Below are 26,993 nucleotides of genomic sequence, written 5' to 3'. Positions count from 1 at the left end.
TAATTAAAATCAACAAGGCTAAGCTCCAGAAAAGCTCGTTCAAGTGTGAAACTTCGAGGTGATAAAAATGGCACTCAAGCCATTGATCGGCGTTACTGCGTGCGTCAAACAGATTGGCCTGCACCCCTACCACATCAGCGGCGACAAGTACTTGCGTGCTGTCAGCGTTGCGGCGCTGGGGCTGCCTGTCGTTATTCCTTCCCTGGCTGAACTGACCGAAATCGATGACCTGCTGCCGCAGCTCGACGGTCTGTTGCTGACCGGCTCGCCTTCGAACGTGGAACCCTTCCACTATCAAGGCCCCGACAGCGCTCCCGGCACGGAACACGATCCCCAGCGGGATCGCACCACCCTTCCCCTGATCCGTGCCGCCATCGCAGCTGGCGTTCCGGTGCTCGGCATCTGCCGCGGTTTTCAGGAGATGAACGTGGCGTTCGGTGGCAGCCTGCATCAGAAAGTCCATGAACTGCCTGGCTTCCTTGATCATCGTGAAGCCAACCACCCGGACCTGGCCGTGCAATATGCGCCGGCCCATGCGGTGAATGCGCAGCCTGGCGGTGTGTTCGAAGCGCTGGACCTGCCTGCGGTGTTCCAGGTCAATTCGATTCACAGCCAGGGCATCGACCGCCTCGCACCCGGCCTGCGCGCCGAAGCCGTCGCGCCCGATGGCCTGATCGAGGCGATCTCCGTCGAGCACAGCCCGGCATTTGCCCTCGGCGTGCAATGGCACCCGGAATGGCAGGTCCTGAACAACCCTCCTTATTTGAGTATTTTCCAGGCGTTCGGCGAAGCCTGCCGACAACGGGCGGCGCTGCGTCACTCGAGCTGACGACCTGAATCCGGATTCGATCAATTAACGGCCCACCGCGAGCGGGCAGGCGCTTTTGCGTGCGCCGCTCGCGAAAACAACACACTGCGATAACAACAAGTACTACCAGGCAGCCAGGATGGCGGCGCCGAATTAACCCGAGCGGAGTGTCCGTCAGGCATGCGCAATACCCTGTAGGAGCTGGCTTGCCAGCGAAAAGGCCGGATCAGTCGACATCATTGTTGCCTGTCAGGCCGCCTTCGCTGGCAAGCCAGCTCCTACAGGACGACCGCATTCCGATTGACCAGCACCGCACTGCTCGGGTTTGCAATCCACTATTAAGCCGGGCCGTGTTGGCCTGGCGACTGAAACCTGTTGGGAGTTTCACATGGCAAACGCCTCCAGCATTTACAGGAAGGCTATTGAAGGTCACCAGGCACCGAAGAAGGTCTTGGTGAAAGTCGATCGCGTCACCAAGAAATTCGACGAAACCACCGCAGTGGACGATGTGTCCCTGGAAATCCACCAGGGTGAAATCTTCGCCCTGCTCGGTGGTTCCGGCTCCGGCAAATCGACCCTGCTGCGCATGCTCGCCGGTTTCGAGCGCCCGACCGAAGGCCGGATTCTGCTCGACGGTGTCGACATCACCGACATGCCGCCGTACGAACGACCGATCAACATGATGTTCCAGTCCTACGCGCTGTTCCCGCACATGACCGTGGCGCAGAACATCGCCTTCGGCCTCAAGCAGGACCGTTTGCCAGCGGCCGAAATCGAAGCCCGCGTGCAGGAAATGCTGCGCCTGGTGCACATGACCCAATACGCCAAGCGCAAACCGCATCAACTGTCCGGCGGCCAGCGTCAGCGTGTGGCCCTGGCCCGCTCCCTGGCCAAGCGTCCGAAGCTGCTGCTGCTCGATGAACCGATGGGCGCACTGGATAAAAAGCTGCGCTCGCAAATGCAGCTGGAGCTGGTGGAAATCATCGAGCGCGTTGGCGTGACTTGCGTGATGGTGACCCACGATCAGGAAGAGGCCATGACCATGGCCCAGCGCATCGCGATCATGCACCTGGGCTGGATCGCCCAGATCGGCAGCCCGGTCGACATCTATGAAGCCCCGGTCAGTCGCATGGTCTGCGAATTCATCGGCAACGTGAACGCCTTCGACGGCACCGTGGTTGAAGACCTGGAAGGTCACGCGATCATCCACAGCCCGGACCTGGAGCAGAAAATCTACGTCGGTCACGGCGTCAGCACCTCGGTTCAGGACAAGTCGATCACTTACGCGATCCGCCCGGAAAAACTGCTGGTCAGCACCGTCAAGCCGGACAACCGCTACAACTGGTCCAGCGGCAAGGTGCATGACATCGCCTACCTCGGCGGCCACTCGGTGTTCTACGTCGAGCTGCCTGGCGGCAAGATCGTCCAGTCGTTCATGGCCAACGCCGAACGCCGTGGTGCGCGTCCGACCTGGGACGATCAGGTCTACGTGTGGTGGGAAGACGACAGCGGCGTGGTACTGCGCGCATGAAAACCTTCAATCAGCAATTCCTGAGGTTGGTCCCCAGCGGGCGCAAGTTCGTCATCGGGATTCCATTCATCTGGCTGTTCCTGTTCTTCATGTTGCCGTTCTTCCTGGTGATGAAGATCAGCTTCTCGGAATCAGCCCTGGCCATTCCGCCCTACTCGGAGATCTACACCTACGCCGAGCAGAAATTCCAGCTGTTGCTCAACATCGGCAACTACACATTGCTGGGCCAGGACGAGCTGTACCTCTCGGCTTATCTCGGTTCGTTGAAGGTCGCGCTGTTCAGCACCCTGATGTGCCTGGTGATCGGTTTTCCGATGGCCTACGCCATCACCAAGGCCAGCAAGGAAGCGCAGAACGTGCTGATGCTGCTGATCATGATGCCGACCTGGACCGCGATCCTGATCCGCGTTTATGCGTGGATGGGCATCCTCAGCAACAACGGTCTGCTCAACGCGTTCCTGATGTGGACCGGGCTGACGTCGCACCCGATCGAGATCCTCAACACCAACACCGCTGTTTATATCGGCGTGGTGTATGCGTATCTGCCGTTCATGGTGCTGCCGCTGTACGCCAACCTGGTCAAGCATGACCAGAGCCTGCTGGAAGCGGCGTCGGACCTGGGTTCGAGCACCTTCAACAGCTTCTGGAAAATCACCGTGCCTTTGGCCAAGAACGGCATCATCGCCGGCTGCATGCTGGTGTTCATTCCGGTGGTCGGTGAGTTCGTGATTCCGGAACTGCTGGGCGGCCCGGAAACCCTGATGATCGGCCGTGTGTTGTGGCAAGAGTTCTTCAACAACCGCGACTGGCCGGTGGCGTCTGCGCTGGCGGTGGTGATGCTGTTGATCCTGATTGTGCCGATTCTGCTGTTCAACCGCAGCCAGGCCAAAGAGATGGAGGCACGGGGATGAAACGCTTCGGATTTTCAAAGTTCATGCTGATTTTCGGCCTGTCGTTTATCTACCTGCCGATGCTGATTCTGGTGATCTACTCGTTCAACGCCTCGAAGCTGGTGACGGTGTGGGGTGGCTGGTCGTTCAAGTGGTACGCCGGCCTGCTCGACAACTCGCAACTGATGGGTTCGGTGGTGCGCTCGCTGGAGATCGCCTGCTACACCGCCGTCGCGGCGGTGGCACTAGGGACGTTAGCCGCGTTCGTGCTGACCCGCGTTACGCGCTTCAAGGGTCGCACCCTGTTCGGTGGCCTGGTCACCGCGCCGCTGGTGATGCCTGAAGTGATCACCGGTCTGTCGCTGTTGCTGCTGTTCGTGGCCATGGCGCAGTTGATCGGCTGGCCACAGGAGCGCGGCATCGTCACCATCTGGATCGCTCACACCACGTTTTGTGCCGCTTACGTGGCGGTGGTAGTCTCCGCCCGCCTTCGCGAACTGGACCTGTCCATCGAAGAAGCGGCCATGGACCTGGGTGCGAAGCCATTCAAGGTGTTTTTCCTGATCACCATCCCGATGATCGCGCCGTCACTGGCGGCCGGCGGCATGATGTCGTTCGCCCTGTCGCTGGATGACCTGGTGCTGGCGAGCTTCGTGTCCGGCCCGGGGTCCACGACTCTGCCGATGGAAGTGTTCTCGGCGGTACGTCTGGGCGTGAAACCCGAGATCAACGCCGTGGCCAGCCTGATTCTGCTGGCGGTGTCGATCGTGACCTTCATGGTCTGGTACTTCAGCCGCCGTGCCGAAGCCACCCGCAAACGCGCGATCCAGGAAGCCATGGACCAGACCGCCAGCGAATCCTGGCAGCAACCTAAAAAGCAAATGGTAGAAGCGACGGCCTAAGGGCCTGCTGCACACACGCTTTGTAGCAGCTGGCGAAGCCTGCGTTCGGCTGCGAAGCAGTCGTGAATTCAGACACTGCGGTTCTGATTTCGCGGGTTTTACGACTGCTTCGCAGCCGAACGCAGGCTTCGCCAGCTGCTACAAGGGGTGTGCCAAGACTGCGATTGTTTTGTGTATTTGAATAAAAAAGAAATGGAGTTGTACCGATGAAAATGTTTGGCAGGACTCTGCTGACACTGTCCTTATTGGGCGCGATCGCCACTGGCGCCCAGGCCAATGACAAGGTTCTGCGCGTCTACAACTGGTCGGATTACATTGGCCCGGACACCGTCAAGAAGTTCGAAGACGAGACCGGCATCCAGGTGACCTACGATGTGTTCGACAGCAACGAAACCCTCGAGGCGCGCCTGCTGGCGGGCAAATCCGGCTACGACATCGTCGTGCCGTCCAACAGCTTCCTGGCCAAGCAGATCAAGGCCGGCGTCTACCAGACGCTGGACAAATCGAAGCTGCCGAACTGGAACAACCTCAATCCGGTGCTGCTGAAAAATGCCTCCGCGAGCGATCCCGATAACGCCCACGCCATCCCCTACATGTGGGGCTCGATCGGCATCGGTTTCAACCCGGCCAAGGTCAAGGAAGTGCTCGGCGCCAACGCCCCGACCAACTCCTGGGACCTGCTGTTCAAACCGGAAAACGCCGAGAAGCTCAAGGCCTGCGGCATCAGCTTCCTCGACTCGCCGACCGAAATGATCCCGACTGCCCTGCACTACCTGGGCTACCCGGTGAACGATCAGGACAAACAGCACATCGCCGAAGCCGAGGCGCTGTTCATGAAGATTCGCCCGAACGTGGCGTACTTCCATTCGTCGAAATACATCTCGGACCTGGCCAACGGCAACATCTGCGTGGCCGTCGGTTACTCCGGCGACGTGCTGCAGGCCAAGGCCCGCGCCCAAGAAGCCGGGGACAAGGTGAAGATCGACTACAGCATCCCGAAAGAAGGCGCCGCCAGTTTCTACGACATGCTCGCGATCCCGCGTGATGCCGCCAACGTCGAGAACGCTTACCTGTTCATGAACTTCCTGATGCGTCCTGACGTGATCGCCGACATCACCAACAACATCGGCTACAGCAACGCCAATGCGGCGGCCACGCCACTGGTCGATGAAGCGATCCGCAACGATCCGGGTTCCTACCCGTCGGAAGCGGTGATGGCCACGCTCTATGCCGTTCCCGATCAGCCGATCGCCATCCAGCGGATCATGACCCGAGGCTGGACCAAGGTGAAACTCGGCCAGTAATTCACGCCACCAACCCTTGTGGGAGCGGGCTTGCTCGCGAAAAGGCCATCACATTCAACATTGATGTTGGCTGGTATACCGCTTTCGCGAGCAAGCCCGCTCCCACAGTTGATCGGTGGTGTTCAACACTTTCCGTTCACGCAGCGCCTTACCACCGCTGCCTCTCCTGCAGTAGAACGGCCTCACCTGGCTCCCTCGGCTCAGGTGAATTTTGGCGCCCTCGGGCGCCTTTTTTATTGGGGATCAATCAACGGCCATTCGGCCAGCGCCCGATAACGGCCCTTGTGGGATTCGAACAGGGTGAAGCGCTCGGCACGCAGGAAGAACTCCGGTGCGGTCGAGGACTCCGGTACCGGTGCCCGGTAATCCCGCGCCAGGGTCAGGTGCGGACGGTATTCCCTTGGTGCTTCCTCCGGACCAAACGGCAACATCGCCTGCTCCAGGGCATACACCAAACGCAGCAATGCCGGGGGCGCCTGCATCGGCGCGAGCACCAGCACCCCTGCCCTGCGCCACACGTCCAGCCGATCCAGCACCACCGTCAAACGCTCACCCGGTGTGCGAATGGATGCCGCAGCGGTGCAGATGTCGGCGATCTGCGCCACACCAACCGCCCCCAAAAACTTCAGCGTCAGGTGAAAGTTTTCTGCCGGCACCGGCCGTCCGTTGCGCAATTGCAGCGCACTGCGCCACTGGGCGATGTCCCGGCGTTGGGCCGGGGCGCAATTCAGCGCAAAGAACAGGCGCTTGAACGGCTCGCGGGATTCGTCATTCATACCGGACATCTCTTGGGAAGACTGCCTGAGTGTACTCAACACCCGCTTGCCGGCCAGCGCATTTCTGGCGCTGTCCGGCATGCGCGTTATAGTTCTAGCATCCCGAAAAACCGGAGGGGGCCATGCGACAGATCATCAGCAAAGAGCCATGGTGGGCCACGCCGCCCGAGCCAGGCCAGGATGAGCTCAAGCTGGAATGGGGCTGGCTGGTGCATTACAACGAAGGCGAGCCGCGCTTCGAGTTCATCCGCGAGCGACCGACGGACGAGGAAATCCGGCAGCGCAAGAGTTGCAGGATCACCCCGACGCCGGAGTGATCCCGCGTCCGGCGTCAGGCCTGGAGGAGTATTTCGAACCCGCCGTAGACCATGCGCTGACCGTCGAAGGGCATCGGATTGACGTCCGGCTTCATGCGCGAGTCCTGCATCATCTTGCCCATTCCGGCATTGCGGGTGGCCTTGTCCGGCCAGACGATCCAGCCAAAGGCAACGGTTTCGCCTTCCTTGAGTTTTACCGCCATCGGGAACGACGTGACCTTACCTTCCGGCACATCTTCACCCCAGCATTCGACCACGCTCAAGGCACCGTTTCCCTTGAAGATCGAGGCGGCAATTTCGGCGTGTTTCAAGTATTGCTCGCGGTTGGCGGTGGGTACGGCAGCGATAAAGCCACCGACGTAAGACATGAGCGTTTCTCCTTGGGGTCATGGGGTGTTCTTCTGGGTAGTCGGTTGCGCTGGCGTCCAATCGACAGTTCCGGCGCTCAAACCGACCGACGGTGCAGTGCGATCCGCCAGGTTGCCTTCGATCTGCGCCGCCATGTAAAGCGTGCCAGCCATGACGCCGCTGGTCGGGCTTTGCACCAGTTTGATCCAGGCCTTGTCGAAGGTATTGCCCAGACTGCTGCGGATCAGTGCTTCGCTGTCGGGCCGGTCATTGGCCTGGATCAGTGCACGAACGCCCGCCACCCCTAGCGTGATCAAGCCACCGGCCAGTTTCCCGGCCGCTGCAGCCACGGCGCTGGCGGCCCCGCGCGGGGCCATCTCGGCTTCCATCCGCCGGCTGGCGCGCTTGGCCACCGGCGCCATCGCGGTGTCGGTCGAGCCCACACCCTTGTCGCCGCCGGCCTTATGGACCTTTTCGACCAGCGCGACGAAGGCCGGCAATGTGTTCAGCGGTTCGGTGTGCACGATCTGGTACAGCGAGGCGTCCCGCGCCGGCGGTGGCCCGAGGGCGATGGCCGGGACTTTCTGGATGCGCCCGTTGAGCTGGGCCATCGGCACGCCGTGACGGGTGGAGATTTTCTGCAGATCTTCCTTGAGGATGTCGACGTAGAACTTCGCTGACAGGCCGAGAATCGCATCGGGATCGATTTCCGCTGCCACCGGGGCCAGGACCTTCTCCTGATAGGCTTCGAGCAGGTACTCCGCCAGGCGTTTTTCCGCGGTGTCCTGCTCACCCTTGGCGCTGATGGTGTACCAGCTGACCTTCATCGACAGCCATTCCTGGGTCCAGTAGTTGCTGAACCACGGAATGAATTTCTCTTCGGTCAACTCATAGACCCGTGTGCGCCAGTAATCCATGGCGCCGCGGGCGTAGATTTTGGTCTGCTCGGTGGCCGCCTGCGACGCGGCGACGATCTCTCGGTCCACTTGCTGCCAGGTGCTGGCAGGAATGATGACCGGTGCCACTTGGACCGGCGCGCGCACAGGCGTGGCACACCCCGCCAACACCACCAGCACGGCAATGATCAGCGAACGCAGATTCAAGATGGCGGCTTCCTGCAGTTGGCACCGGGCGAAATGCCCAGCACTCGAAAACCATGATTCAAGTATAGGCCGCGGCGCCCCTGAGGCCGCCTTCGCGGGCAAGCCCGCTCCCACAGAAAAGCGGTTGGCCACGGAACTGCGGGAGCGGGCTTGCCCGCGAAGGGGCCAGAGCAGACAGCACAAAAACCACCATCACTTGCATCAATAATCACCATCGCCGCGATTGCCTTCCGCTTGATAGCCGTCAGCGTAGGATCAATCCCAAGCCAACACGAAACCCTGAATCGGAGGGGAACATCATGCTGATCCATTTGCTGACCTGCCTGGCCCTGACGGCGTTCACGTTGGGTGTGTTTGCCTGGTATGTCTTGAGCGAGGAGCAAACATCATGATCCACACCGTCACCCTCGCCGTGCGTTTTCCGGTGTTCGGCAACAATTTCTACGCGCAGAAATTCGAGTCACGTAAAGAGTTGACTCTAATGTTCGACAAAAATTTCGAGGCGTTGCTGATCCCGGCAGCCGATCATCACTTCAGCAACGAGGTGGTCGGGCTCAATGATCAATTTCGCTTTTTGAACGACGTGCTGGTCGAGCATCTGCTGGATGTCGAACTGGCAAAAGGCTCGGCCCGTTCGTTCGGTTTTTGAGCCTTCGCCAGCGTCATGAGGTTTTGTAACTGCATTTTAGGAAGCGTCTGACATCAATTCATTGGCGGTCTTGTTAGCGTTGCACTGAACCCGGCTCCGGGGCGTTTGTTGTGATCGGGTCACGGATGACCTGTTTACAAGTCTTGCACCAACGTCCTGGAGCCTGTGCCACGTCTCAAGACAAGGAACACCGGATGTTCGACGCAAACGCCAATGCTCGATTCAACCTCACCATCGATCACTTCGAACAAACGCTTCAGGTCCTCTCGTTCACCGGCGATGAATGCATCAGCCAACCCTATGCCTTTGACCTGGATCTCGTCAGCGACCGCCCCATCCCTGACCTGGAAAGCCTGTTGCACCGGCAGGCTTATCTCTCGTTCAGCGACAACGGCCAAGGCATCCACGGGCAGATCCAGCGTATTGAACAGAGTGCCCATGGCTGGCGCCTGAGCCGCTATCGCGTGACGCTGCGGCCCCAATTGTCTTATCTGGCGCACCGCATCAACCAGCGTATTTTCCAGCAACTGAGCGTCCCGCAGATCATCACGCAGTTACTCAAAGAGCACGGCATTCTCGGCGACCGTTGCCAGTTCCAGCTCGGTCGCGACTATCCCAAGCGCGAGTATTGCGTGCAATACAAGGAATCCGACCTGCGGTTCATCCAGCGCCTGTGCCATGAAGAAGGCCTGCATTACCACTTTCGCCACAGCCGCGACCGCCATGTGCTGGCGTTCGGTGATGACCAGACCTTTTTCCCTCGACTCGAACAACCCACCCCCTACCACCCCGCCAGCGGCATGGTCGCCCAAGGACCGGTAATCAACCGCTTCGCCCTGTGTTTCGAGGCCCGGACCAGTCGCACCACACGGCGTGACTACGACTTTGAAAAATCCGGCATCCGACTGGAGTCCGAGCATCGGCCGCAGGCCGAAAAGGCTCAACCGGACCTGGAGGATTACCAGTTCCCCAGCGATTTCAAACAGGGTGAACGAGGCAAGATTCTGGCGCGACACGCGCTGGAACAACATCGGGTCGACTACTGCCAGGTCGAGGGCGACAGCGATCAGCCATCCCTGGTCTGCGGGCACTTTTTGACGATGTCCGAGCATCCGTGCCCGGAGTGGAACGATCTGTGGCTGTTGAACCGCATTCACCACCGGGGGTGGCAACCCCAGGTCCTTGAAGAGCATGCCGACCATGACGCCATTGAGCCCCCGACCGGCTTCACCCAGGGTTATCGCAACACCTTCTGGGTGACCCCCTGGGATGTGTGTTACCGCTCGAAAGAGGTGTATGAAAAACCCGTGCTGGGCAGCCAGACCGCGGTGGTCACCGGCCCCAAAGGCGAAGAGATCTACTGCGACCGCCATGGCCGGGTCAAGGTCCAGTTCCATTGGGACCGCGAAGGTCGCCACGATGACAAAAGCAGCTGCTGGCTGCGCGTTGCCTCGAGCAATGCCGGCGACCGCCATGGCAGCGTGACCCTGCCCCGGGTGGGCATGGAAGTCAGGGTCAGCTTCCTCCACGGCGACCCCGATCAACCGGTCATCAGCGGTTGCTTCGCCAACAGCGCCCACCCCACCCCCTACGAACTGCCCGAGCACAAGACCCGCAGCGTGTTTCGCTCACGCAGTTCGCCGGGCGGGCGCGGCTTCAACGAACTGCACCTGGAAGACCGTGCCGGCCAGGAGTTGATCTACCTGCGCGCCCAGCGCGACATGGAACACAAGGTCGAACACGATAGCCGCCTCGAAGTGGGCAACGAACGCCGGGAAACCATCAAGGGCCGCAGCATCTCGGTGCTGGGCGCGGAAGAACATCGCACCGTCAGCGGCGACCGCAAGGTCCGGCTGGATGCCGGCGATTACCTCCACGTTGGTGAAAGCAGCCATACCCGTGTCGAGCAGACACTGGTACTCGACGCCCAGAACATTCACATCAAGGCCGGTGCGAACATTACGCTCGAGGCCGGCGCCAGCCTGACCTTGAAGGACGGCAATCATCACTTCGTGATCGGACCGGGTGGCCTCTTCAGCAGCACTGAGGTCGTGGTCGGTGGTGCGCCGGTGACGGGCGCAGCGGTTCGTACGCTGATGCCGGGACTGCTGCCGGGGTTGTTGGCACCCACGGTTCCACCTGTGGACGAGTGCCCCGCTCCCCTGACGTCACAGGATGAGCTGGAGGAAGAGGAAGAAGAAGTCGAGATCGAGGGCATTACCCTGCGGATCGGCGTGTTTTTTGACGGCACCGGGAACAACCGCGCCAACAGCGAAAAAGTCGCGGGGTGTTATGCCAGGGATGTGGGGCTGGAGGATCAGGCTGAGGATATTCGCCAGTTCTGCGCGTATCACGGGTATGACGGCAAGGGTGGTGCGCCGGATAATAGTTATGGGAATGACAGTAGTAATGTGGCGCGGTTGTATGACCTTTATAAGGATGACAGCGACAGGCAGCTTGAGGCTGAAGAGACATTCGCGTCCCTCCGGATTTACCTGGAAGGTATTGGCACCAGCAGTGGTGAAAAGGACTCCCTATACTCGCAAGCGACTGGGGTTGGGGCTTTCGGCGTGCTGGCTCGGGTTGAGCAAAGCCCGCCGGTCATTCTCGGAAAAATTCGGCTGTTAAGTGAAGTAAACCCCGAACTGAAAATTGAGCGGATTGAGTTCGATATTTTTGGTTTCAGTCGAGGAGCTGCCGCCGCTAGACACTTTGCCAATGAATTGATGAAAGGAGAGCAGAGCCCACTGGCGATGCTACTGCCGTCTGACTCAACCTTGTTTGTTGAGAAGTTTGACTGGCGCGTCAAAGACGATCTTGCCATCAACTTTATCGGTCTTTATGACACAGTCGCCGCCGTGGCGGACTATTCCACTGGTGATTTTAGCGTCCATGATGCCATCAATCCTGGCGTCAACTTGTACCTGGCGCCGACCCTAGCCAAAAAAATCGTCCACCTGGTGGCCAACGATGAATGTCGCCACAACTTTTCCCTCAACAGCGCTGGCAAGGCAGACATCAAGTTGCCGGGGGTGCATTCGGACCTTGGCGGCGGCTATCTGCCACGAGCCACAGAAAAAGTGCTACTGAGTAAACCCCGGCGTAGCGAGGTGGGCCTTCATGTGCAAGCGACGCAAACCGCCAGTTACTTCACGACGCAGACTCAACTGGAACGAATTCATGGACTGACCTGGTACAGCCTGCCGCTACGGATACGCACCTGGGAGCGAGAATATGCGACCCGGGGAAAAGATAAATACGAGTGGAAACACGTGTATACCTCCGTCAGTTGTGAGCGCGAGGTGCGCAACGAACTGGCTTTGATTTACCTGCGCATCATGCGGGAACTGGCCGCCAGAAATGGCGCACCACTGCGCCCGATCAAGGAGAACGACCCCAGACTGTCATTACCTGAAGAGCTGCAAACCATTGCAAAAAAACTGATGGCTTATGCCCTCGGTGAAACACTCACAATAGCCTTTAGCACGGATGAATACGTTTTGCTCCATCAGCGTTATATCCATCAGTCTGCTAACTGGAATGCCGCCACAGGTTTCAACACCAGCGATCTAAACATCGTCTTTATCAATCGACCTACCGACAACGATAAGAGGGTGGTGCATCCGAATGTTTAAACGATCAATGATGCCTAGAACTGCAGTGGCAGGCTTACTTGTACTGCTGATGGCTGGCTGCGCGCTGTCTGAGCGCCGTTCTTTTCCCTATGACGCCTGGTCCCTTAATTTTTTTGGTCGTCCGTATATGGAAGCCTGGATAGAAACGGCTGACGTGGTCGATATCAATGACTATGTGTTTCGAGGGGCCGGAAGCGGCGGCGTTACTACAGGCTATCCAACGGCGTTCAGCAAAGGCGTACCGAAAGAGTTCAAAGGTAAACCAAAAGGATGGCCAGAAAATCCTGGGGGAAGTGGCAGGTACGTTACCGGTGCTGATCTTCCCCGGCTCATTTACGTCCGCTGGCAGTCATTGGCCGAACCGCAGACTTACGAGGTCTACATCGAGATTCCCGAATCGGCTCGCACAATCATGCGGAGGGGGGAACAGGCGTTCTGTCGCGCAGACGGTAAATGGATAACGGATTACCGAAACCTACTGGTCGTGGGCTTGGCTCCGGGAGGTATCGCCAAAGTATGGGTCAGAGGCCCTTGCCTGTCGGCCATTGAAGTCACCCGCGTGCAAGGCACGATCAATCCCGAAGGCCCTTATAGAGGTCAGACGGGAGGTGAGTACTACTTTCTGTCGGATGAGTCCAAAGCCTACATCGACAAATTCGGCATTCCCTACGGGTCCTGGTAACCATGAGGAAACGCAATCCACCGACAACCATGAACGAGTAGTGCATCCCAATGTTTAAACAAACAACACTCCTTCGAGCCACAGCGATCGGTTTATTCGCGCTGGTGTTAACGGGTTGTGCACTTGCTGAACGTCGCTCACTACCCTACGACGCCTGGACCCTGTCGTTTTTTGCCCCCCACTACATGGAAGTCTGGATTGAAACGGCCGATGCCGTTGATATCAATGACTACCTGTACCGTCATGCCGGTAGCGGCATACCCGCCATGGGATACCCCCGCGCATTCAGCAAAGGCATACCGACCGAATTCAAAGGCAACCCTAAAGGATGGCGCAAGGATGTCGGGGGCAAAGGCAAGCGCGTCCTAGGAGCCGACCTTCCTCGTCTGGTCTACGTTCGCTGGCAATCTATGGCCGAACCACAAACCTACGAGGCTTACATCGAAATTCCCGAGTCGGCTCGCGCCATCATGCTTAAAGGTGAACGAGCCTATTGCGGCGCGGACGGTAAATGGATAACGGATTACCGAAACCTACTGGTCGTGGGCTTGGCTCCGGGCGGTATCGCAAAAGTATGGGTCAGAGGGCCTTGCCTCTCGGCCATTGAAGTCACCCGCGTGCAAGGCACGATCAATCCCGAAGGCCCCTATGGCGGCCATTCAGGCGGCAAGCATCGACCGCTGACAGAAGAGTCCAAAGCCTACATCGACAAATTCGGCATTCCCTACGGTTCCTGGTAACTCGCAACATGGCCGGGGCTTTTCACAACACAGCTCACAACGATCGCTGACTGTTGCCAATCCCCTTCGCAATATCGATCCCCCAATCCATTGCCGCTTCCATGTCCATCATGTGCGGCCGTGGATCGTGGTTTTCATTGATGACGCTGCCGTCCGGACGATAGACACCGATGAACATGCCCAACGAACCGTCTTTCAATATCTCGGCTTTGACTTTGATATTGCATCCGTTCGATAGCGTTTCCTTGTGCTCCAGATGGCGCTCGGTCATGACTGCATTCCTCCCCTGACTGGATTCAAACCCTACTGGCCATGCTAGCTCAGCCCCCTGAAACGCGCCGGCCGGTTGGACCGAAGGCCTGGCCTGACAGCGGCGCAATGCCACCTATACTGAAGGCCACCTCCCCCACAAGGGGTCTGCACGTCCAACAATAAAAAGCAGAGGTGGAACATGGTCTGGCAGCAAGTCTACGATCCGTTCGGTAACCCGGTGCTTTCAACCCTCATGGCCGCCGTACCGGTGGTGGTGATGCTGGCATCCCTGGCGTTCTTTCATGTCAAGGCGCATCTGGCGGCATTGCTTGCCCTGAGCTCGGCCTTGTTGATCGCGATCTTCGCCTTCGGCATGCCGGCGAACATGGCCGGTTCGGCGGCGTTGTTCGGGGCGGCCAACGGCCTGCTGCCGATTGGCTGGATTGTGTTGAACATCATCTTCCTGCACCGCCTGACCACCGAGAACGGCTCGTTCAAAGTGTTGCAAGACTCCCTGGCGCGCATCACCGATGACCGGCGCCTGCAATTGCTGCTGATTGCCTTCTGCTTCGGTGCGTTTTTCGAAGGCGCGGCCGGCTTCGGCACGCCGGTGGCGGTGACCGGGGCGATTCTGATCGGGCTGGGTTTTTCGCCGCTGGCCGCTTCGGGGCTGGCGTTGATCGCCAACACTGCTCCCGTGGCGTTCGGTGCCCTCGGCACGCCGATCATCACCCTGGCCAAGGTGACCGGGCTGGATGAAATGGAGCTGTCGATGATGGTCGGCCGGCAGTTGCCATTCTTCTCGGTGCTGGTGCCGTTCTGGCTGATCTGGGCTTTTGCCGGATGGCGCAAGATGCTGGAAATCTGGCCGGCGATCCTGGTGGCCGGGGTCAGTTTTGCCGTGCCGCAGTTCCTGGTGTCCAACTATCACGGGCCGATGCTGGTGGATGTGATCGCCGCGCTGATTTCCATGGCCTGCCTGACCGGTTTCCTCAGGGTGTGGAAGCCGGCCACCGTACACACTTCCGCTGCCTTGTCCGGCCGGGTCGACAACTCGAAGATCGACGCCGAGCACGACGAAAAGCCTGTACCGACTGCAACCTTCGCCAATGAGGCGAAACCGGCAGTGATGCGGGCGTGGATGCCATGGATCATCCTCACCGTTTTCGTGTTCATCTGGGGCACCCAGGGCTTCAAAAACACTTTCGACACCCGCCCTGCCATCGACCCGCAAACCAGTGCAGCCAAACTCGATCCCCAGGGCAAACCACTGCGCGAGGCGAACCCGCTGTTCGCGCCGGTCGTGACCTTTACCACGCTGCATTTACAAGTCGAGAAAGTCCCGCCCGTGGTGCCGGCGCCGAAAACCGAAGAAGCGGTGTACAAGTTCACCTGGTTCACCGCCACCGGCAGCGGCATTCTGCTGGCGGCGATTGTCGGCGGCTTGCTGATGGGTTATTCGATCCCGCAACTGATTCGCCAATACCTGCGAACCCTGTGGGTGGTGCGCTACTCGCTGATCACCATTGCGGCGATGCTCGCCTTGGGCTTCCTCACGCGCTACTCGGGCCTGGACGCCACCATGGGCCTGGCCTTCGCCGCGACGGGCATCTTCTACCCGATGTTCGGCACCCTGCTCGGCTGGCTCGGTGTGGCGTTGACCGGTTCGGACACGGCGTCCAACGTGCTGTTCGGCGGCTTGCAACGGGTAACGTCCGAGCAGTTGGGCATCAGTCCTGTATTGATGGCCGCCGCCAACAGTTCCGGCGGGGTCATGGGCAAAATGGTCGACGCCCAGTCAATCGTGGTCGCCTCCACCGCCACCCGCTGGTACGGCCATGAAGGGGAAATTCTGCGTTACGTGTTCTTCCACTCGATTGTGCTGGCGATTCTGGTCGGCGGCCTGGTGACGTTGCAGGCCTATGTCGCGCCGTTCAGCCACATGGTGGTGGGCGGGCATTAAATCGAACTGTGGGAGCGGGCTTGCTCGCGAAGGCGGTGTGTCAGACGGCAATGTCTTCGACTGACACTCCCTCTTCGCGAGCAAGCCCGCTCCCACATTGGTGAGTGGTTTTTATTGAATGAATGGTCCGTCGTGCAGACAAACATCCCATGGACAGCCGGCCGTCTCAGGCCAATGATTTAAGTCAGTGGCATCCAGCGAGAATCGCGAACCGATGAACATTCTCTACGATGAACGCGTTGACGGCGCCTTGCCCGACGTCGACAGACACGCGCTGTTGCAGGCCCTGAAATCCCGGTTGCCGGACCTTGAAATCCTGCATCAGCAAGAGGAACTAAGGCCCTACGAATGCGATGGACTGTCGGCCTATCGCACCACCCCGATGCTGGTGGTGTTGCCCCGGCACCTTGACGAAGTACAAGGCGTGCTGCGCCTCTGTCATGAGCTGCGCGTTCCCGTTGTAGCCCGAGGCGCGGGCACCGGGTTGTCCGGCGGTGCGCTGCCCCTGGAGAAAGGCGTGCTGCTGGTGATGGCGCGCTTCAACCACATCCTGAGTATCGACCCCGCCGCCCGTACTGCACGGGTTCAGCCCGGTGTGCGCAATCTGGCGATTTCCCAGGCCGCCGCACCGTTCGGCCTGTACTACGCGCCGGATCCGTCCTCGCAAATCGCCTGTTCCATCGGTGGCAACGTGGCGGAAAATGCCGGTGGCGTACACTGCCTGAAGTACGGCCTGACCGTGCACAACGTGCTCAAGGTCGACATCCTCACCGTCGACGGCGAGCATTTGAGCCTGGGCTCCAACGCCCTCGACTCTCCCGGTTTCGACCTGCTGGCGCTGTTCACCGGCTCCGAAGGCCTGCTCGGGGTGATTACCGAGGTCACGGTCAAGCTGCTGCCCAAGCCCCAGACCGCCAAAGTGCTGCTGGCGGCGTTCGATTCCGTGGAAAAAGCCGGGCGTGCCGTCGGCGACATCATTGCCGCCGGCATCATCCCCGGAGGCCTGGAGATGATGGACAACCTGGCCATCCGCGCCGCCGAGGACTTCATCCACGCCGGTTATCCGGTGGATGCGCAAGCCATTCTGCTGTGCGAACTCGATGGCGTCGAAGCCGATGTCGTTGATGACTGCGACCGGGTGCGCCAGGTCCTGCAACAGGCCGGCGCGATTGAATTGCGTCAGGCAAAGGACGAAGCCGAGCGCGTGCTTTTCTGGGCCGGGCGCAAGAATGCCTTCCCGGCGGTGGGCCGCCTCTCGCCGGACTATTACTGCATGGACGGCACCATCCCCCGTCGCGAGCTGCCCGGCGTGCTGCACGCCATCGCCGAGCTTTCGAACGAATACGGCCTGCGGGTGGCCAACGTGTTCCATGCCGGCGACGGCAACATGCATCCGCTGATTCTGTTCGATGCCAATCAACCCGGTGAACTCGATCGCGCCGAAGCCTTGGGCGGCAAGATTCTGGAGTTGTGCGTGAAAGTCGGCGGCAGCATCACCGGTGAACACGGCGTGGGCCGCGAGAAGATCAACCAGATGTGCGCGCAGTTCAACAGCGATGAGCTGACCCTGTTCCATGCCATCAAAGCCGCCTTCGACCCGAGCGGCCTGCTCAACCCCGGCAAGAACATTCCGACCCTGCACCGCTGCGCCGAGTTCGGTGCCATGCACATACATGGCGGTCAATTGCCCTTCCCCGAGCTGGAGCGTTTCTGATGGGCAGCCCTAAAGATTTCGATGACAGCCAGTCACTGCTGGAACAAGTCAATCAGGCGCTGGAAAACGCCACGCCGTTGCGCATCCAGGGTTCCAACAGCAAAGCCTTTCTCGGCCGCACCACGGCCGGGGAAATTCTCGATACCCGCTCGCACCGTGGCATCGTCAGTTACGACCCGACCGAACTGGTGATCACCGCCCGTTGCGGCACGCTGTTGTCGGAGCTGACGCAAGTGCTGGACGCCGCGCAACAGATGCTGCCATGCGAGCCGCCGGCCTTTGGCGACGGCGCCACTGTCGGCGGCATGATCGCCTGCGGGTTGTCCGGGCCTCGGCGCCCGTGGGCCGGGTCGGTGCGGGATTTCGTTCTCGGCACGCGGGTTATCACTGGCCAGGGCAAGCTGTTGCGCTTCGGTGGCGAGGTGATGAAAAACGTTGCCGGCTACGACCTGTCGCGGCTGATGACCGGCAGTTATGGTTGCCTTGGGCTGATCACCGAAGTCTCCCTCAAAGTGCTGCCCAAACCCCGGCAAGCCTTGAGCATCAGCCAGGAAATGGACCCTGAACGCGCCTTGCAGCGCCTGGCGGAGTGGGGCCAGCAGCCGCTGCCGATCAGCGCGGCCTGTCACGACGGCACACGCCTGCACCTGCGCCTTGAGGGCGGTGAAGGTTCAGTGGCGGCGGCCCATGAGCGCCTCGGTGGCGAACGGCTGGACGCTTCATACTGGGAAGATCTCAACGAACAACGCTTGAGTTTCTTCGATGAGGACCAGCCGCTTTGGCGCCTGTCACTGCCGCACAACACGCCGCCCCTGTCGCTGCCGGGTCGCCAATTGATTGACTGGAGTGGCGCCCAGCGCTGGTTGAAATCCGATGCCGACACGGCGTTCATCCGCAAGGTCGTCGATGAGGTCGGCGGCCATGCCACCTGCTTCAGCCACGGCTTGACTGACACCCCGTTCCAGCCACTGTCCCCGGCCCTGATGCGTTATCACCGCAGCCTGAAACAACAACTCGATCCACGGGGCATTTTCAACCCCGGACGGCTGTACGCGGAGCTTTGAACCATGCAGACGACCTTGAGCGAAAGCGCCAGCCAACTGCCTCGTGCCGCAGAAGCCGAAAGCATCCTGCGCACCTGCGTGCACTGCGGGTTTTGCAATGCCACATGCCCGACCTATCAACTGCTCGGCGATGAACTGGACGGACCACGGGGTCGCATCTACCTGATCAAGCAAGTGCTGGAAGGCAACGAAGTCACGCAAAAGACCCAACAGCACCTCGACCGCTGCCTGTCGTGTCGCAACTGCGAAACCACCTGCCCGTCGGGCGTCGATTACCACAACCTGCTGGACATCGGTCGGGCGGTGGTCGATGCGGCGGTGCCGCGCCCACTCGGTCAGCGCCTGTTGCGCGAAGGGTTGCGTCAGACCGTGCCGCATCCCGATGTGTTCAAGGGTTTGATCAATAGCGGTCAGGTGTTCCGCGCGCTGTTGCCCGGCAGCCTGCAAAGCAAGTTGCCGCGCAGCGTCTACCCGGCCAAGCCTCGGCCCACGACCTTGCGCGAGCGTCAGGTGCTGATGCTCGAAGGCTGCGTACAGCCCAGCCTGTCACCCAACACCAATGCTGCAGCGGCGCGGGTGCTGGACCGGTTGGGGATCAGCGTCATCGCGACCCGCGAAGCCGGTTGCTGCGGCGCCGTGGACTACCACCTGGACGCCCAGGCCGCCGGCCTCGATCGTGCGCGGCGCAACATCGACGCGTGGTGGCCGGGCATCGAAAAAGGCGCCGAAGCGATTGTGCAGACTGCCAGCGGTTGCGGCGCCTTCATCAAGGACTACGGGCATTTGCTGGGCAACGACCCGGCCTATGCCGACAAGGCCAAAAAGGTCAGTGCGCTGGCCCGGGATCTGGTGGAGGTGTTGCGCGACGAACCACTGGAAAAGCTCGGCATCCATGCCTCGCAGCGCCTGGCCTTCCATTGCCCTTGCACCTTGCAACACGGACAGAAACTCGGCGGTGCCGTGGACGCGCTGCTGACCAGGTTCGGTTTCACCCTGACGTCCGTACCCGACGGGCACCTGTGCTGCGGCTCGGCGGGCACCTATTCGCTGACCCAGCCCGAACTGTCGCGACAACTGCGCGACAACAAGCTCAACGCCCTGGAAAGCGGCCATCCCGAGGTCATAGTCACGGCCAACATCGGCTGCCAGGCGCACCTCGACGGCGCGGGCCGAACCCCGGTACGGCACTGGATCGAACTGGTCGAAGCCGCCCTGCCTTAACTGAACGCTGGAGATGCCCATGAACCGCAAAGCCGTCCTGAGCCAGACCGAAGTCGGCCAGATCCTCACCGCCGCCCGCGCCGAAGCACAGGCCAATCAATGGGCCGTGACCATCGTGGTGGTCGATGACGGCGGCCACCCGCTGGCCCTCGAACGCCTCGACGGCTGCGCGCCCGGCAGTGCCTACATCGCCACCGAAAAGGCGCGCACCTCAGCCCTCGGGCGGCGCGAATCGAAAAGCTATGAGGACATGGTCAACGGTGGACGCTACGCTTTTCTGTCAGCTCCGTTGCTGACTTCGCTGGAAGGCGGCGTACCGATTATTTTCGATGGCCAGGTGATAGGCGCTGTCGGCGTGTCGGGCGTCAAGCCTGAGCAGGATGCGCAGGTGGCGAAGGCTGGGGCGCAGTGCGTGAAATGAAATTTTGGCATCACCTTTCCCCCTGTGGGAGCGGGCTTGCTCGCGAATGCGGCGGCACATCCGACATCCATGTGTCTGACACACCGCATTCGCGAGCAAGCCCGCTCCCACAGGGTCCGTGTTAGACCAGCAGAGAGGAGTTGCAGCAATGACCCGTCTAACTGCCAAAGACTTTGCCCCGGAACTGCTGGAGCTGTACGACTACTACGCCCACGGCAAGATTGATCGCCGGGAGTTTCTCGACCGTGCAGCGTTGTTTACCTTCGCAGGATTGACGGCTGGAGCCCTGCTCGCGGCGCTAAGCCCCAACTACGCGCTGGCCGAGCAGGTCGAGTTCACCGATCCGGACATTGTTGCCGAGTACATCACCTACCCTTCGCCCAAGGGCCATGGCCAGGTTCGCGGTTATCTGGTGCGCCCGGCCAAGGCCACCGGCAAGGTGCCGGCGGTGGTGGTCGTGCACGAGAACCGCGGGCTCAACCCGTACATCGAAGTCGTGGCCCGGCGTTTGGCCAAGGCCGGTTTCATTGCCCTCGCCCCGGATGGCCTGACTTCGGTCGGCGGTTATCCCGGCAATGACGACAAGGGCCGCGAGCTTCAGGCCACGGTCGACCCGGAAAAGCTCATGAACGACTTTTTCGCCGCCGTCGAGTGGATGATGAAACACCCTGCCGCCAGTGGAAAAGTCGGCATCACCGGGTTCTGCTACGGCGGTGGCGTGACCAATGCAGCCGCGGTGGCCTATCCGGAACTGGGTGCCGCCGTGTCGTTTTATGGCCGTCAGCCAGCGGCTGAGGAAGTGCCCCGGATCAAGGCACCGGTGATGCTGCACTACGGCGAACTGGATACGCGGATCAACGAAGGCTGGCCGGCCTATGAGAAAGCCCTGAAGGCCGGGGGCAAGACGTATGAGGCCTACATTTATCCGGGCTGCAATCATGGATTCCACAACGACTCCACACCACGCTACGACGAGGCGGCGGCCAAGCTGGCGTGGGAGCGGACGTTGGGGTGGTTTCGCAAGTATCTGGCTTGAATTGAAGTCCGAGGCCAGCAGGGTTGGCCTCTTCGCGAGCAAGCCCGCTCCCACAGGGATCTCAAGTGGACACAAAATCTGTGTACGACAAAGATCCAATGTGGGAGCGGGCTTGCTCGCGAAAGCGGTATTACTGCTGCTAACTACTTCGGCTGAGCCACGGTGCGCAGATACGGCTTCAAGGTCTTGAAGCCGTCCGGGTATTTCTTCTTCGCGTCTTCGTCAGACACCGAGGTCGGGATGATCACATCCTCACCCGGCCGCCAGTTCACTGGTGTGGCGACGGTGTGCCTGGCATTCAGTTGCAGGGAATCGAGCAGACGCAGCACTTCGTCAAAGTTGCGCCCGGCGCTCATCGGGTAGATCAGCATGGCCTTGACCTTCTTGTCCGGACCGACAATGAACACCGAACGCACCGTGGCGTTGTCCACCGCTGTGCGCGCGCCGCCACTGGCATTGGGGTGGATCATGTCGTAGAGCTTGGCCACCACCAGGTTTTCGTCGCCGATCAGCGGATAGTTGACCGCCGCGCCCTGGGTCTCGGCGATGTCACCAACCCAACGGTTGTGGTCACTGACCGGGTCGACGCTGAGCCCGATGACCTTGGTGTTGCGCTTGTCGAATTCCGGCTTGAGTTTGGCCAGGTAGCCCAGTTCGGTGGTGCATACCGGGGTGAAATCCTTTGGATGGGAAAACAGGATGGCCCATCCATCGCCGATCCATTGGTGAAAATTGAGGGTGCCTTCGGTGGTGTCGGCGGTGAAATCCGGTGCTTCGTCGCCAATGCGGATTGCCATGTTCGATCTCCTTGCAGTGATGGACAGGGACGCCGCCAGAACAGCGAATGCACTGTCTGCGGCATGGACGCGAATCAGTATAGGAGAGGTTCGACGACTCGCCGGAACGGGTTGAACACGTCGCTAGCCCACCAGCGCAATCAGTTGTTGACGCTGGGCATCGGTCAGCATCGGGCCGAACCCGGCCCGGGCATTTTCCGCCATGTAGCGCGGGTTGCCGGTGCCCGGAATCACGCAGGTCACCGCCGAATGCGACAGCAGGAACTTCAGCGCCAGTTGCGGCCAGCTCTTGACCCCGACTTGCGCCGCCCAGCCTGGCAGCGGTTTATCCTTCAGCCTGGCCAGCAAGCCACCACCGCCGAACGGCCGGTTGCAGATCACCGCCACCCCACGCTCGCGGCACAACGGCAGCAGGCGTTTCTCGACGCCGCGATCATCCAGCGCGTAGTTGATCTGTAAAAAATCCAGCGGCTCGGCCTTGAGTACCGCTTCCACTTCTTCATAGGCCGAGGCGGTGTAATGGGTGATGCCGATGTAGCGAATGCGCCCTTTTTCCTTCCAGTGACGCAAGGTCGGCAGGTGCGTCTGCCAGTCCAGCAGGTTGTGGATCTGCATCAGGTCGATATGGTCGGTCTGCAACAGAGCGAAGGATTGTTCCATCTGCGCGATGCCTTCTTCCCGACCCCGGGTCCACACCTTGGTGGCCAGGAACGCCGGCGAGCGCGGTTCATGGATCGACAGCAATTCACCAGTGGTCTGTTCGGCGCGACCGTACATCGGCGAGCTGTCGATGAGCTTGCCACCCTTGTCGAACAACGCATCCAGCACCGCGGGCAAGTCTTTGCAGGCCGGTTGCGAAGGCTCTACATCGAATCCGCGATAAGTGCCCAACCCTACGATCGGCAAGGACTCGTTGCTGGAAGGAATGGCGCGGGTCTGCATGGTCTTGCCTCCTGTTTCCGTCGACGGCGCCGGTTGCGCACCTGCCGGACCGAACGTGAAGACCGCCGAAACACTGGCAGCCAGCGTGAGTATTTCTCTACGGGTGTAGCCCTCAGGATGGCTCATAAAACGCTTCTCACCAGTCACTCGGGTTCAGCTCGTCGCGCCGACAATCCGGATAACCCGCGCCAAAGGTCGATTGACTACACTCTGAAAGCCTTCCGGCAATAGCCGCGTTCAAACCCCGAGCAGTCAATGCCGCCCCCTAACGTTAGTCGAATGTCGCGCACCCTGGTGTTACTCATCGTCATCGTCGCTGCGTTGTACCTGGCGCTGTGCGTCGCGCTGTTCGTGTTTCAACGGGCACTTATTTACTACCCGCAACCTCGCGCGGTCGGGACATCCGAGACGCTGCTCACACTGCCTGTCGCCGACGCACAGGTGCTGGTCACTATCCGTCCTCACGAGGGGCCCAACGCGCTGATTTATTTTGGCGGCAATGCCGAAGACGTCTCGCGCAACCTGCCCGAGTTCTCCCGGGCCTTTCCCGACTACGCCCTGTATTTGCTGCATTATCGGGGCTATGGCGGGAGTTCCGGCACGCCTTCCGAAGAGGCCATTGCCCGCGATGCCATAACGTTATTCGACACGGTTTATGCCGCCCATCCGCATGTGGCGGTGGTCGGTCGCAGCCTCGGCTCGGGCGTTGCCGTGCGCCTTGCCAGTCAGCGCCCGTTGGCACGGCTGGTATTGATCACACCCTACAACAGCCTCGAAGGGCTCGCCGCCCGACAGTTCCGCTGGTTCCCGGTGCGCTGGTTGTTGAAGGATAAATTCCAGTCCTGGCAGTACGCCGCACACATCACGGTGCCGACGATATTGATAGTGGCCGAGCATGACGAGGTGATTCCGCACTCAAGTACCGAGCGACTTTTCAGTCATTTCGCCAAGGGCGTGGCGTCGATGCAGGTGATACCGGGGACGGGGCATAACTCGATCAGCGAAAGCCCTGAATACCTCAAGGTGCTGGGGGATGGGTTGTAGCCAGCAAACCAGAACATTCCAGAGACCTGTGGCGAGGGAGCTTGCTCCCGCTGGGTCGCGTAGCGGCCCCAAAAAAGGGCCTGCTGCGCAGTCCAGCGGGAGCAAGCTCCCTCGCCACAGAAAAGCACTTTCCCCCTGAGAGCCCGCTCAGCTGCGCCGCTGCCGGTGGCCGTTCATCCGAGAATTCGCCTCCATTCAATAAAAACATATTTTTATGCCTATATTGATATTGTCGAACATTCCCACTCTCAGAGGGTGCCGTCATGAACGTTGAGATTCATTAGAAATTGAATTCAGTTCATTAAAAGCTGAATTACGACAGACCAGTTTCATACGACCGACGAATTCGTCGTCCATGGCTTGGGATGCGCTGCTTCATCGCTGATCAGCTCATTGAACCAATCAAGTCATACGTCGATGCTTTGTTTTTATATGTCCAATTCACGGAGGTGCCATGATGAACTCTAAAATCGCTACCTGCCTGTTCCTTGCCTTGCTTGCCCTTCCAGCCTGGAGCCACGCCGCTCCGTCGCCCACCGCTGCAGACAGCCCGGCGCTGACCACGCGCCTAGCGCTGCGCGACTTGTGGGTGGAGCATATTTTCTGGATCAGAACCTACGCGCAGGCCAACCAGTCCGCTGATCAGAAGCAGGCCAAAGTCGCGGCCGATCAGGTGGTCGATAATGCCACCAAAATCGCCAACAGCATCGCCCCGCTCTATGGTCAGCCGGCGGCTGATCAACTGCTCAAATTGCTGGCTGGTCACTGGGGCGCGGTGAAGCACTACAGCGATGCCACGGTGGCCAAGGACGCCAAGGGCAAGCAGACCGCCGTCGCCGATTTGACCAGCAATGCCAAGGCCATTGCGGTGTTCCTGGCCAAGGCCAACCCCAATCTGCCTGAAGCGACGCTGGTGAACTTGCTTTCCGCCCACGGCGGCCATCACATTGCCCAGATCGATGAGTTCGCCGCCCATGACTATGCTGGCGAAGCCAACACCTGGTCGATGATGCGCGTGCACATCCTGGCGCTGGCCGACGCCTTGACCGGTGCGCTAGTCAAGCAATTCCCCGACAAGTTCTGAAACCGAGCGAGGGCATACCATGTTGGAAGGATTGGGCCGAACACAGCAGGACTTGCTCAATGCGTTGCTGCACCATGGCGGGGGCATGAGCATTGACGAGTTGGCCGAGCATCTGGCGGTCACGCGCACAGCGATTCGCCAACACTTGGCGGCGCTGGAGCGTGACGACCTGGTGCTGCGCGGCGAGACCCGGCCGACCGGAAGACGGCCGGAGCAGCTGTATCGGCTCACCGACCACGCCAAAGAGCAGTTCCCTCGCCAATATCAGTTGCTGGCCAGTGCGCTGATCGATGAAGTGGCCGACATCATCGGACCCGAGGCGCTGGCCACGCTGATGCGCAGCCTAGGCCGAAAGCTGGCCCATGACCGCGAGCAACAGGTCGTCGACGAAACCAGGATCGTTCAGCACATGAACGAAGCAGGTTACGAGGCCGAGGTGTTCTTTCGCTCTGCGGGCGACGCGCAAATCGTGGCCCACAACTGTATATTCCACCGCCTGGCCGCAGCCCATCCGGTGGTCTGCGAACTAGACCTGGCCTTGATCTCCACCCTGGGCGGCGGCGAAATCGAGCACAGTGAATGCATGGTTCGCGGCGGGCAGATGTGCCGCTTTGCTCTGAGAAGGATCTGATTCTCTAGAAAATTTTTCTACCAAGTCGTTGAATGTGCTTAAGTGCAGCCTTATCACTTGGCTTGAGCACTTCATAAGCTAGATGAGCTTTTCGACTTCGAATATACCCGAAAGGAAACAACCGCGCTGAGATCGGCTCCTCGCCGAGATGGATCAGGTTGTGCGCTGGAGTGGCACGCTGGAGTTGACCGAGCCTTATTACCCAAAAGTTGGCGCTGGTCGTAAGCCGTATTCGCGGCTGACCGTATTGCGCATTTATCTGATGAAAAGCTGGCTCTCGCTCTACTGACCGGGTTCGTCTCGTCGCGAACTATCACTCGTAACGAGCTTGTGGCGATTGATCGCGTGCCAGTGTAATTGATCAACTACTGCCGCATTAGTGGCTCCAGTCTGAGTCATGCGAGATGATCGCTTGGTCCATGTGATAGAGGAACGCTATTGCATGCGACTGGGCTGCCTAGAGGACCGCTATGGGCATAGACTAGTAATGCTTTGAGTCGCCCCGTCCGATTATCCAAAATTATAATTGGTCTGTAGGTCGCATTATGAAACCTTTAGGGGGGACTTATGACTTATTTTTTTGCACTTGGCCGCAGCTATTGAGAATGTAAAAACATTCCGATCACGGTAAACGTTCCGCAAACACGCCTTGCATAACCGTCTGCAAACTACTGTCATTGCTCAATTCCGACTGGAGAAATCGTGCCGTGAAAGGCAGGTTCTCAACAAGACTGTTAAGCGCACGCGACTATCACCGATAGAGTTGGACCTGCGTTATCTGCATGACCGCAGCGGCCCATGGCGCCAAGTTAGCTTGACGCCTTCGCCCGCACGGGGACAGTAACGGTCCCGGCCACTAGGCAGGCGCCGACAGTGGAACAACAAAAACAATCACTGTGAGGGATACCGATATGTCAGGACATCTTTAGCCCTGAAAGCCGTGCGTGTCGACGTAGTTTTTCAACATCTTCTGAAATTTTTTCAGCTGCGTTGAAACGATGTTGGCCAGGTTTCGGTTCCTCGATGGTTTCTGCTTCGGCGTTTCCCGTCCTTCTGTCGATCCTATACCCCCGGAAAGCAGCTTAGTTACTCGTCCTCGTCAGAATTACCCAGAGCCATAAACATAGAGCAGTTGTAAA

At 59.8% G+C, this 26,993-nt stretch carries 26 protein-coding genes; 20 read left to right on the top strand and 6 right to left on the bottom strand.

The annotated features are described in order from the left end of the window. The first annotated feature begins 67 nt into the window (after positions 1 to 67). The 5 genes from AC07XF_RS02605 to AC07XF_RS02585 all read left to right on the top strand — a co-directional run bounded on the left by AC07XF_RS02605 (position 68) and on the right by AC07XF_RS02585 (position 5,435). The gene (locus AC07XF_RS02605; RefSeq protein WP_495025270.1) at positions 68 to 829 is read left to right on the top strand and encodes a gamma-glutamyl-gamma-aminobutyrate hydrolase family protein; all 762 of its coding nucleotides are present in this window, start codon (positions 68 to 70) and stop codon (positions 827 to 829) included. A gap of 367 nt (positions 830 to 1,196) precedes the next feature. Then, on the top strand, positions 1,197 to 2,339 hold the full coding sequence (gene potA, locus AC07XF_RS02600; RefSeq protein WP_007982155.1) for a polyamine ABC transporter ATP-binding protein: 1,143 nt from the start codon (positions 1,197 to 1,199) through the stop codon (positions 2,337 to 2,339). Beyond that, positions 2,336 to 3,250 (top strand): ABC transporter permease subunit, encoded by a 915-nt coding sequence (locus tag AC07XF_RS02595; RefSeq protein ID WP_495025269.1) that lies wholly within the window; start codon positions 2,336 to 2,338, stop codon positions 3,248 to 3,250. Before potA ends, AC07XF_RS02595 begins: the two co-directional genes overlap by 4 nt. Then, positions 3,247 to 4,131, top strand: a complete 885-nt coding sequence (locus tag AC07XF_RS02590; protein WP_495025268.1) for an ABC transporter permease subunit — start codon at positions 3,247 to 3,249, stop codon at positions 4,129 to 4,131. Before AC07XF_RS02595 ends, AC07XF_RS02590 begins: the two co-directional genes overlap by 4 nt. Positions 4,132 to 4,337: 206 nt before the next feature. Continuing rightward, positions 4,338 to 5,435 carry a polyamine ABC transporter substrate-binding protein gene (locus AC07XF_RS02585; protein WP_218504220.1) on the top strand — a complete coding sequence of 366 codons (1,098 nt, stop codon included), beginning with the start codon at positions 4,338 to 4,340 and terminating at the stop codon, positions 5,433 to 5,435. Positions 5,436 to 5,668: 233 nt separating this feature from the next. Here AC07XF_RS02585 and thpR read toward each other — a convergent pair whose 3' ends face one another. Then, positions 5,669 to 6,211: an RNA 2',3'-cyclic phosphodiesterase gene (gene thpR / locus AC07XF_RS02580; protein ID WP_495025267.1), complete on the bottom strand. Its 543-nt coding sequence runs from the start codon at positions 6,209 to 6,211 to the stop codon at positions 5,669 to 5,671. Between the two features lie 122 nt (positions 6,212 to 6,333). Between thpR and AC07XF_RS02575 the strand changes: the two genes are divergently transcribed. Next, positions 6,334 to 6,528 (top strand): hypothetical protein, encoded by a 195-nt coding sequence (locus tag AC07XF_RS02575; protein WP_007986425.1) that lies wholly within the window; start codon positions 6,334 to 6,336, stop codon positions 6,526 to 6,528. Between the two features lie 14 nt (positions 6,529 to 6,542). Here AC07XF_RS02575 and AC07XF_RS02570 read toward each other — a convergent pair whose 3' ends face one another. Both AC07XF_RS02570 and AC07XF_RS02565 read right to left on the bottom strand, forming a co-directional pair. Next, complete coding sequence (locus AC07XF_RS02570; protein WP_495025266.1) at positions 6,543 to 6,896, bottom strand: DUF1428 domain-containing protein; 354 nt, start codon at positions 6,894 to 6,896, stop codon at positions 6,543 to 6,545. Positions 6,897 to 6,914: 18 nt separating this feature from the next. Next, on the bottom strand, positions 6,915 to 7,979 hold the full coding sequence (locus tag AC07XF_RS02565) for a hypothetical protein (protein ID WP_495025265.1): 1,065 nt from the start codon (positions 7,977 to 7,979) through the stop codon (positions 6,915 to 6,917). A gap of 388 nt (positions 7,980 to 8,367) precedes the next feature. On the opposite strand from AC07XF_RS02565, the gene AC07XF_RS02560 reads away from it, so the two are divergent. The 4 genes from AC07XF_RS02560 to AC07XF_RS02545 all read left to right on the top strand — a co-directional run bounded on the left by AC07XF_RS02560 (position 8,368) and on the right by AC07XF_RS02545 (position 13,685). Then, a complete protein-coding gene (locus AC07XF_RS02560) occupies positions 8,368 to 8,628 on the top strand; it encodes a hypothetical protein (RefSeq protein WP_204934924.1) in 261 nt (86 codons plus the stop codon). A 194-nt stretch (positions 8,629 to 8,822) separates the two neighbouring features. Beyond that, on the top strand, positions 8,823 to 12,263 hold the full coding sequence (gene tssI, locus AC07XF_RS02555; RefSeq protein ID WP_495025264.1) for a type VI secretion system tip protein TssI/VgrG: 3,441 nt from the start codon (positions 8,823 to 8,825) through the stop codon (positions 12,261 to 12,263). Continuing rightward, positions 12,256 to 12,945 (top strand): DUF2931 family protein, encoded by a 690-nt coding sequence (locus AC07XF_RS02550; RefSeq protein ID WP_495025263.1) that lies wholly within the window; start codon positions 12,256 to 12,258, stop codon positions 12,943 to 12,945. Before tssI ends, AC07XF_RS02550 begins: the two co-directional genes overlap by 8 nt. 50 nt (positions 12,946 to 12,995) lie before the next feature. Next, positions 12,996 to 13,685, top strand: coding sequence for a DUF2931 family protein (locus AC07XF_RS02545; RefSeq protein WP_495025262.1), 690 nt, complete (start codon positions 12,996 to 12,998; stop codon positions 13,683 to 13,685). A gap of 34 nt (positions 13,686 to 13,719) precedes the next feature. Here AC07XF_RS02545 and AC07XF_RS02540 read toward each other — a convergent pair whose 3' ends face one another. After that, the gene (locus tag AC07XF_RS02540) at positions 13,720 to 13,956 is read right to left on the bottom strand and encodes a hypothetical protein (RefSeq protein ID WP_007986442.1); all 237 of its coding nucleotides are present in this window, start codon (positions 13,954 to 13,956) and stop codon (positions 13,720 to 13,722) included. 180 nt (positions 13,957 to 14,136) lie between these two features. On the opposite strand from AC07XF_RS02540, the gene AC07XF_RS02535 reads away from it, so the two are divergent. From AC07XF_RS02535 to yghX, 6 genes are all read left to right on the top strand, one after another. Next, on the top strand, positions 14,137 to 15,900 hold the full coding sequence (locus AC07XF_RS02535) for an L-lactate permease (RefSeq protein ID WP_495025261.1): 1,764 nt from the start codon (positions 14,137 to 14,139) through the stop codon (positions 15,898 to 15,900). Between the two features lie 214 nt (positions 15,901 to 16,114). Further along, on the top strand, positions 16,115 to 17,614 hold the full coding sequence (glcD, locus tag AC07XF_RS02530; RefSeq protein WP_495025260.1) for a glycolate oxidase subunit GlcD: 1,500 nt from the start codon (positions 16,115 to 16,117) through the stop codon (positions 17,612 to 17,614). Next, complete coding sequence (gene glcE, locus AC07XF_RS02525) at positions 17,614 to 18,678, top strand: glycolate oxidase subunit GlcE (RefSeq protein WP_495025259.1); 1,065 nt, start codon at positions 17,614 to 17,616, stop codon at positions 18,676 to 18,678. Before glcD ends, glcE begins: the two co-directional genes overlap by 1 nt. Positions 18,679 to 18,681: 3 nt before the next feature. Next, entirely contained in the window at positions 18,682 to 19,899 is a 1,218-nt protein-coding gene (gene glcF, locus AC07XF_RS02520; RefSeq protein ID WP_495025258.1) for a glycolate oxidase subunit GlcF, read from the top strand. 19 nt (positions 19,900 to 19,918) lie between these two features. Next, positions 19,919 to 20,320: a heme-binding protein gene (locus AC07XF_RS02515; RefSeq protein WP_495025257.1), complete on the top strand. Its 402-nt coding sequence runs from the start codon at positions 19,919 to 19,921 to the stop codon at positions 20,318 to 20,320. A 148-nt stretch (positions 20,321 to 20,468) separates the two neighbouring features. Further along, positions 20,469 to 21,356, top strand: coding sequence for a YghX family hydrolase (gene yghX / locus AC07XF_RS02510; RefSeq protein WP_495025256.1), 888 nt, complete (start codon positions 20,469 to 20,471; stop codon positions 21,354 to 21,356). A gap of 143 nt (positions 21,357 to 21,499) precedes the next feature. On the opposite strand, the gene AC07XF_RS02505 is transcribed toward yghX, so the two are convergent. After that, the gene (locus AC07XF_RS02505) at positions 21,500 to 22,153 is read right to left on the bottom strand and encodes a peroxiredoxin (RefSeq protein ID WP_495025255.1); all 654 of its coding nucleotides are present in this window, start codon (positions 22,151 to 22,153) and stop codon (positions 21,500 to 21,502) included. Between the two features lie 123 nt (positions 22,154 to 22,276). Next, on the bottom strand, positions 22,277 to 23,221 hold the full coding sequence (locus AC07XF_RS02500; protein ID WP_495025254.1) for an aldo/keto reductase: 945 nt from the start codon (positions 23,219 to 23,221) through the stop codon (positions 22,277 to 22,279). A 129-nt stretch (positions 23,222 to 23,350) separates the two neighbouring features. Here AC07XF_RS02500 and AC07XF_RS02495 point away from each other — a divergent pair, with 129 nt between their 5' ends. The 4 genes from AC07XF_RS02495 (at position 23,351) to AC07XF_RS02480 (ending at position 26,143) form a co-directional block, all read left to right on the top strand. Next, the gene (locus AC07XF_RS02495) at positions 23,351 to 24,139 is read left to right on the top strand and encodes an alpha/beta hydrolase (protein ID WP_495025253.1); all 789 of its coding nucleotides are present in this window, start codon (positions 23,351 to 23,353) and stop codon (positions 24,137 to 24,139) included. A gap of 457 nt (positions 24,140 to 24,596) precedes the next feature. Continuing rightward, on the top strand, positions 24,597 to 25,223 hold the full coding sequence (locus tag AC07XF_RS02490; protein WP_495025284.1) for a hypothetical protein: 627 nt from the start codon (positions 24,597 to 24,599) through the stop codon (positions 25,221 to 25,223). Positions 25,224 to 25,242: 19 nt separating this feature from the next. Next, positions 25,243 to 25,854: a helix-turn-helix transcriptional regulator gene (locus AC07XF_RS02485; RefSeq protein ID WP_495025252.1), complete on the top strand. Its 612-nt coding sequence runs from the start codon at positions 25,243 to 25,245 to the stop codon at positions 25,852 to 25,854. A 148-nt stretch (positions 25,855 to 26,002) separates the two neighbouring features. After that, positions 26,003 to 26,143 carry a transposase gene (locus tag AC07XF_RS02480; RefSeq protein WP_495025251.1) on the top strand — a complete coding sequence of 47 codons (141 nt, stop codon included), beginning with the start codon at positions 26,003 to 26,005 and terminating at the stop codon, positions 26,141 to 26,143. The last annotated feature ends 850 nt before the right edge of the window (positions 26,144 to 26,993 follow it).

It is taken from the genome of Pseudomonas sp. GW821-FHT01C01, from assembly GCF_059422645.1.
The sequence above is the reverse complement of the archived record's forward strand: the minus strand, read 5'-3'. Positions and strand labels throughout refer to the sequence as shown.

Bases quoted from the DNA above. Each gene is read 5' to 3' on its own strand.
- AC07XF_RS02605 (WP_495025270.1), top strand. From the start codon at position 68: ATGGCACTCAAGCCATTGATCGGCGTTACTGCGTGCGTCAAACAGATT.
- potA (WP_007982155.1), top strand. From the start codon at position 1,197: ATGGCAAACGCCTCCAGCATTTACAGGAAGGCTATTGAAGGTCACCAG.
- AC07XF_RS02595 (WP_495025269.1), top strand. From the start codon at position 2,336: ATGAAAACCTTCAATCAGCAATTCCTGAGGTTGGTCCCCAGCGGGCGC.
- AC07XF_RS02590 (WP_495025268.1), top strand. From the start codon at position 3,247: ATGAAACGCTTCGGATTTTCAAAGTTCATGCTGATTTTCGGCCTGTCG.
- AC07XF_RS02585 (WP_218504220.1), top strand. From the start codon at position 4,338: ATGAAAATGTTTGGCAGGACTCTGCTGACACTGTCCTTATTGGGCGCG.
- thpR (WP_495025267.1), bottom strand. From the start codon at position 6,211: ATGAATGACGAATCCCGCGAGCCGTTCAAGCGCCTGTTCTTTGCGCTG.
- AC07XF_RS02575 (WP_007986425.1), top strand. From the start codon at position 6,334: ATGCGACAGATCATCAGCAAAGAGCCATGGTGGGCCACGCCGCCCGAG.
- AC07XF_RS02570 (WP_495025266.1), bottom strand. From the start codon at position 6,896: ATGTCTTACGTCGGTGGCTTTATCGCTGCCGTACCCACCGCCAACCGC.
- AC07XF_RS02560 (WP_204934924.1), top strand. From the start codon at position 8,368: ATGATCCACACCGTCACCCTCGCCGTGCGTTTTCCGGTGTTCGGCAAC.
- tssI (WP_495025264.1), top strand. From the start codon at position 8,823: ATGTTCGACGCAAACGCCAATGCTCGATTCAACCTCACCATCGATCAC.
- AC07XF_RS02550 (WP_495025263.1), top strand. From the start codon at position 12,256: ATGTTTAAACGATCAATGATGCCTAGAACTGCAGTGGCAGGCTTACTT.
- AC07XF_RS02545 (WP_495025262.1), top strand. From the start codon at position 12,996: ATGTTTAAACAAACAACACTCCTTCGAGCCACAGCGATCGGTTTATTC.
- AC07XF_RS02540 (WP_007986442.1), bottom strand. From the start codon at position 13,956: ATGACCGAGCGCCATCTGGAGCACAAGGAAACGCTATCGAACGGATGC.
- AC07XF_RS02535 (WP_495025261.1), top strand. From the start codon at position 14,137: ATGGTCTGGCAGCAAGTCTACGATCCGTTCGGTAACCCGGTGCTTTCA.
- glcD (WP_495025260.1), top strand. From the start codon at position 16,115: ATGAACATTCTCTACGATGAACGCGTTGACGGCGCCTTGCCCGACGTC.
- glcE (WP_495025259.1), top strand. From the start codon at position 17,614: ATGGGCAGCCCTAAAGATTTCGATGACAGCCAGTCACTGCTGGAACAA.
- glcF (WP_495025258.1), top strand. From the start codon at position 18,682: ATGCAGACGACCTTGAGCGAAAGCGCCAGCCAACTGCCTCGTGCCGCA.
- AC07XF_RS02515 (WP_495025257.1), top strand. From the start codon at position 19,919: ATGAACCGCAAAGCCGTCCTGAGCCAGACCGAAGTCGGCCAGATCCTC.
- yghX (WP_495025256.1), top strand. From the start codon at position 20,469: ATGACCCGTCTAACTGCCAAAGACTTTGCCCCGGAACTGCTGGAGCTG.
- AC07XF_RS02505 (WP_495025255.1), bottom strand. From the start codon at position 22,153: ATGGCAATCCGCATTGGCGACGAAGCACCGGATTTCACCGCCGACACC.
- AC07XF_RS02500 (WP_495025254.1), bottom strand. From the start codon at position 23,221: ATGAGCCATCCTGAGGGCTACACCCGTAGAGAAATACTCACGCTGGCT.
- AC07XF_RS02495 (WP_495025253.1), top strand. From the start codon at position 23,351: ATGCCGCCCCCTAACGTTAGTCGAATGTCGCGCACCCTGGTGTTACTC.
- AC07XF_RS02490 (WP_495025284.1), top strand. From the start codon at position 24,597: ATGAACTCTAAAATCGCTACCTGCCTGTTCCTTGCCTTGCTTGCCCTT.
- AC07XF_RS02485 (WP_495025252.1), top strand. From the start codon at position 25,243: ATGTTGGAAGGATTGGGCCGAACACAGCAGGACTTGCTCAATGCGTTG.
- AC07XF_RS02480 (WP_495025251.1), top strand. From the start codon at position 26,003: ATGGATCAGGTTGTGCGCTGGAGTGGCACGCTGGAGTTGACCGAGCCT.